Raw genomic sequence first — 4,583 nt, forward strand, 5'->3', positions numbered from 1 at the left:
CCCAGGCTGGTCAGAAAGGCGCCTTCCCCCACGTGTTCGCCCATGGCCAGGCCCATTACCCAGCAGCTCATGGCAATGCCGAAAACGGTACCAACCCGGACACAGCGGAGCAGCTGCTGGCCGCTCAGACGGCGCAGTTGATGATGCGCCGCCATGGCCAGCAGGCTTGCCGCCAGCAGGAAGCGCAGCGACATGAATAACAGAGGAGGCATGGCCAGCACCGCTTCTTTGGAGAACATCCAGCTGATGGCAGCCAGAAGCGTGACCACCAGAAGCAGCAGGTCGGCTTTATGGGATGGGCGGATAGGCACTGAACAGTATTCGCAGTAGAAACCGGTTGGCGATGGTAGCACAGCCATGCTGACCGGTAACGACTGGTGAAACGCCGCTTTCATGGTCAAAGTAGACGCCAGTAATCACAAAAAGCGGAACGTGAGGACAGTGAATGTTTGCAGCCTGGAAAAACTGGCGGGACGCCCGTCGGGTCAGGAAGATGGGGTATACCCGGCAAGAATGGGAGGCCGCAGTGGGCGATTGGCCATTGATGGCCCGGTTTGAAGGTAAAGAGCGAACGGTGTTGTTTGATCTTTCGCTGCGCTTCCTGGCCCGCAAAAGCATCGCCTCTGGCGGCGGGTTCGCTTATACCGATGCAATGTGCCTAAAAGTGGCAACCATGGCCTGTGTGCCCATCCTGTACCTGGGGTTGGATTGGTATGACGGTTGGTACACGGTGATTTTGTATGAAGGTGCCTTCATTCCCAATCGGCCACACCTGAGCGAAGACGGCGTGGTTCATGCCCAGGGGCCTGTGCTGGCCGGTGAGGCCTGGCATCAGGGCCCGGTGATTCTCTCCTGGGACGCGATCAGTGATGCCTGTGCGCCGGATAACCGGGCCAGCAATGTGGTGATCCATGAAATGTCCCACAAACTGGACATGCGCCGTAATGGCGCCAACGGCAGGCCGCCGTTGCATACCGGGATGAACCCGAAACAATGGCATGACACCTTCACCGCGTGCTGGGAAGAGTTGCTGAGCGATTATCAGCACCACCGGCCCATGCCGGTGGATGCTTATGCGTTGACCGGTCCGGGTGAGTTTTTTGCGGTGTGCAGTGAGGCCTTTTTCGAAGGGCCGGACCAGCTCTACAAGGACTGGCCGGCCCTGTACCGCCTGTTGGCACAGTTTTATCGACAGGGAGAGCGCTGATGAAATTTATTTTTGAGGTACGGGTCAAGCCGGGCTTTAGCGTGGAGGAATATGCCCGGGGCTGGGTGGAAGCCAGTGAAATCATTCAGCAAAGCGAAGGAGCAAAAGGCACCTATTTGCACCGCAAGATTGGTTACCCGGACACCGTACTGGCCATCGCCCATTGGGAGAGCAAGACACACCGCGATGCCAAGGACGACACCCGCAGCGCCAGGGTCAAGGCAATTCTGGAAAAGCACGCCAAAGTCGTCGAGGTTACCGTGATCGGCGAGTATGAAGAGCCGGAATGGCAGGCCCTGCCAGGCACGATGTGATGCTGTTGGTTAGCGGGGCGGAGACCACTGCAACAGCTTTTCCTTGAGCTGTGAGCGGGTCACCGGCTTGGATATATGGTCGTTCATGCCGCAGGCGAAGCAGCGTTCACGATGCTCTGTGGTGGCATGGGCGGTGAGCGCCAGAATGGGCAGCGGTTCTCTACCTAGCTGACTTTCCAGATCACGGATAAGCCGTGTGGTTTGATAGCCATCCAGTCCCGGCATTTCGCAGTCCATCAATATCATATCCGCGAAGTCCTGTTGCTGGCTTATCGCCTGCAAGGCTTCTTCACCGCTGCTGGCAAGCTTGACCTCCACGGACAGGGTGTCGAGCAGTGCCCCAATCACCATCTGGTTAACGGCGTTGTCTTCCACCACGAGGACGCGTAGCCCCTCGGTACCATGCTGCGCCGGACGTTCCGGCTGGTTCTCGTTTTTCTCGCTTCGTTGCAGAGGGACCGTAAGGGTAAATATGGAGCCCTTGGCGGGTTTACTGCGTGCCTCCAGCCGTCCTTGCATTAGTTCAGCCAGCTGCCGGGAAATGGCCAGCCCCAGGCCGGTTCCGCCGTATTTTCGTGAGGTGGAGCTGTCTGCCTGCTGAAAGGAGTGAAACAGGTTGCTCAGTTCCTCACGGCTGATACCGATGCCATGATCCGATACCTGGCAGCTGAGCAACAGGGTGTCACGTTCCAGGCTGTCTGCGGTGCGGGCTTTAAGGGCGATTTCTCCGTGATCGGTAAATTTCACCGCATTGGAAAGCAAATTGAGCAATATCTGACGTAGCCGTGTCGGATCGCCCTTGACCCATTCCGGCAGGGTTTCGTCCCAGTCGCTGACCAGGTGGATGTTCTTCTGCTCCGCGCTGGCGTGGAAGATCATCAGGCAATCCTCCAGCAATTGGTGAAGATTGAATGTGCTGACCTCCAGTTGCAGTTTTCCTGAGCTGATTTTCGAAAAGTCGAGGATGTCATTGATGACATTGAGCAGGCTGCTACCGGCACTGTAGATGGTTTCCACATAGTTGCGCTGTGTCGCGTCCATGCGGGTGCCTCGGAGCAGGTCTGCCAGCCCCAGTACTGCATTCATGGGGGTGCGTATTTCGTGGCTCATCTTGGCGAGAAAATCACTCTTGGCGTCATTTTCCGCCTGAGTACGGGCAATTTCCTGTTGCCGCTGCAGGCTTTCCTTCTTCAGGCTGCGAAAGCGCCCGGCAAGCCCGAAAGACAAAAGAACCTGTTGCATGACCAGACCGACCTGAACGCCGATTACCGTGAGAATTCCGGGCAGGGTGATGACGCCATAGGCGCCCAGCGCCAACAACGTGACGGTGAGCAGGAATGTGCTCCATGCCAACACGAAAATGCGGGCCTCGGGGCGTCCCTGAAATAGACTGTAAAGTCCCGAAAGCAGCAAGACCGCCAGCGTCAGCAGGGCAACGCCACCTTGCAGTGGAGCCAGGGTGCCGACGGGGCTAGCCAGCAGGATGGCGATAATGATGGCTTGGGTAGCGCACAGGAACAAGAGAAGCCGGTCCAGCCATTGCCATCGCCGGGTTTGTAAATAATCGCGCGCAAACAGTAACCCGGATAGCAGGCTCATGTAGCCAAAAAAGTGATTGGTGTTTTGCGGTAATACCTGGGATTCGAACCAGAATTGCTGCAAAACCCCCTGCAGGGTAGCCACATAGAGTGTGGATGAGGCCAGATGCAGAACATAGAAGCGGCTGTTTCTTTCACGTCCGCCCAGCCATAGCACCAGGTGGTAGCACAGTAGCCCCAGGCCAATGCCGTAAAACCCTCCCATTAGCCATTCGTTGCTGCTTTGTTGTTCGATGAATGTATTTCGGCCGACGAGGCTGACCGGTACGGTCATGGCGCTGGTCAGTGAGTAGACGCGCAGATACAGGGTGCGCGGGGTATCCGGTAACAGCGTGAAGGGGAGAGTGAAAGTGCGGATATGCACGGGGCGGCTGGAAAAAGGCAAGGTGTCGCCCATATGGGTTGATTGCACGCCTCGGTCGTCGACCAGAAAAAATCCACTTCATCCAGGATGGCATAGTCGACCTGTAGCCACAGCGGTAATTCCCCGTCGCCAGTGTTTTCGAAGCGCACGCGAAACCAGCAGGCGTCGCGCCGATAACCAAAGCTGATTTGTTGGCGCTTGAGCGGCTGGTAGTCAGCCTGGCGGGCGTCGGTCAGGTTGGCTTCGCCGGTACCATCACACCAGCTTTGCAAGTTGGGAGCGAGCGGCATGGACTGCACTGGGGGGTGCAGTGAGAGGGTTTGTATCGGTGTCGAAGTGCCGGCCAGCGCGATGCCTGGCAGGTTCGCGAGCAGTAGCAATCCAATCAGTGCCCTGACCAACATGGATTTCCCTCCGTTCTCAATCGGATTGGCTGCGTCGCTATTGGCAAATAGCCTGTCTACGCGATGCCATTATCCTGGCAGAGAACACCTGATTTTATTGTTTTATCGGGCCAAGGAGCCTCATGGCACACCTGCCTGAAAGCTCGAGCAGCAAGGCTGCGCAGGCAATTTATCGTGACACTATGGTGGCGCAATTGTCCCAGTGAGGCCAGTGATGGAAGGCTACATGAGAACAGGCAAGGTGGTGTGAAAGGGGGGGCGAAGAGGGCGGCGTGCGGCTATCGGCGTGCCCCTGTTGCGCGAGTGGCCAACAACAGGGGCACGTCACGATAGGGAATCAGCCTTCCGGCAGGGTGATATTCAATTCGAGAATCTCACATCCGGATTCCCGGTCAACCTGAACGTTAACCGCGTCCTGATCCACTGGCACATACTTGCGTACTACCTGAAGCAGCTCTTCCTGAAGCTGTGGCAGGTAATCCGGGCCGCCGCGGGTGGAGCGTTCGCGGGCGACAATGATCTGCAGGCGTTCTTTTGCCACAGATGCCGTGTTCTGCCTCTTGGGAAGCAGATAACTGAAGATGCTCATCCGTTAGCCTCCAAACAGACGGCCGAATAGACCTTTCTTGTTAGTGGTAAGAAAGCGGTGCGGCAGCTGGTCGCCCAGAAAGCGGGCAACGGCATCGCTGTAGGCCT

General features: G+C 57.2%; 5 protein-coding genes and 1 pseudogene. 2 read left to right on the forward strand and 4 right to left on the reverse strand.

The genetic code is table 11. The features are described from left to right. A partial coding sequence (locus A3754_RS08725; RefSeq protein ID WP_231880558.1) for an EamA family transporter occupies nucleotides 1–395 on the reverse strand: 395 nt, incomplete at its 3' end. A 50-nt stretch (nucleotides 396–445) separates the two neighbouring features. On the opposite strand from A3754_RS08725, the gene A3754_RS08730 reads away from it, so the two are divergent. Together A3754_RS08730 and A3754_RS08735 are read left to right on the forward strand one after the other, a co-directional pair. Continuing rightward, nucleotides 446–1,207, forward strand: coding sequence for a zinc-dependent peptidase (locus tag A3754_RS08730; protein WP_063519353.1), 762 nt, complete (start codon nucleotides 446–448; stop codon nucleotides 1,205–1,207). After that, nucleotides 1,207–1,521 (forward strand): antibiotic biosynthesis monooxygenase, encoded by a 315-nt coding sequence (locus A3754_RS08735; RefSeq protein ID WP_063519354.1) that lies wholly within the window; start codon nucleotides 1,207–1,209, stop codon nucleotides 1,519–1,521. Before A3754_RS08730 ends, A3754_RS08735 begins: the two co-directional genes overlap by 1 nt. A 9-nt stretch (nucleotides 1,522–1,530) precedes the next feature. On the opposite strand, the gene A3754_RS08740 is transcribed toward A3754_RS08735, so the two are convergent. The 3 genes and pseudogenes from A3754_RS08740 to minE all read right to left on the reverse strand — a co-directional run bounded on the left by A3754_RS08740 (nucleotide 1,531) and on the right by minE (nucleotide 4,476). Then, on the reverse strand, nucleotides 1,531–3,393 hold the full coding sequence (locus A3754_RS08740; protein ID WP_082872360.1) for a 7TM diverse intracellular signaling domain-containing protein: 1,863 nt from the start codon (nucleotides 3,391–3,393) through the stop codon (nucleotides 1,531–1,533). A 39-nt stretch (nucleotides 3,394–3,432) separates the two neighbouring features. Beyond that, nucleotides 3,433–3,887 (reverse strand): annotated as a pseudogene (locus tag A3754_RS28840) (7TM-DISM domain-containing protein); the annotation flags it as partial. A gap of 337 nt (nucleotides 3,888–4,224) precedes the next feature. After that, nucleotides 4,225–4,476, reverse strand: coding sequence for a cell division topological specificity factor MinE (gene minE / locus A3754_RS08745; protein WP_063519356.1), 252 nt, complete (start codon nucleotides 4,474–4,476; stop codon nucleotides 4,225–4,227). Nucleotides 4,477–4,583 lie beyond the last annotated feature (107 nt).

This window comes from Alcanivorax sp. HI0083, assembly GCF_001635175.1.

What these genes read in the sequence shown, in the direction of transcription:
- A3754_RS08740 (WP_082872360.1), bottom strand. Translation starts at nt 3,393, where the DNA reads ATGACCGTACCGGTCAGCCTCGTCGGCCGAAATACATTCATCGAACAA.
- A3754_RS08730 (WP_063519353.1), top strand. Translation starts at nt 446, where the DNA reads ATGTTTGCAGCCTGGAAAAACTGGCGGGACGCCCGTCGGGTCAGGAAG.
- A3754_RS08735 (WP_063519354.1), top strand. Translation starts at nt 1,207, where the DNA reads ATGAAATTTATTTTTGAGGTACGGGTCAAGCCGGGCTTTAGCGTGGAG.
- minE (WP_063519356.1), bottom strand. Translation starts at nt 4,476, where the DNA reads ATGAGCATCTTCAGTTATCTGCTTCCCAAGAGGCAGAACACGGCATCT.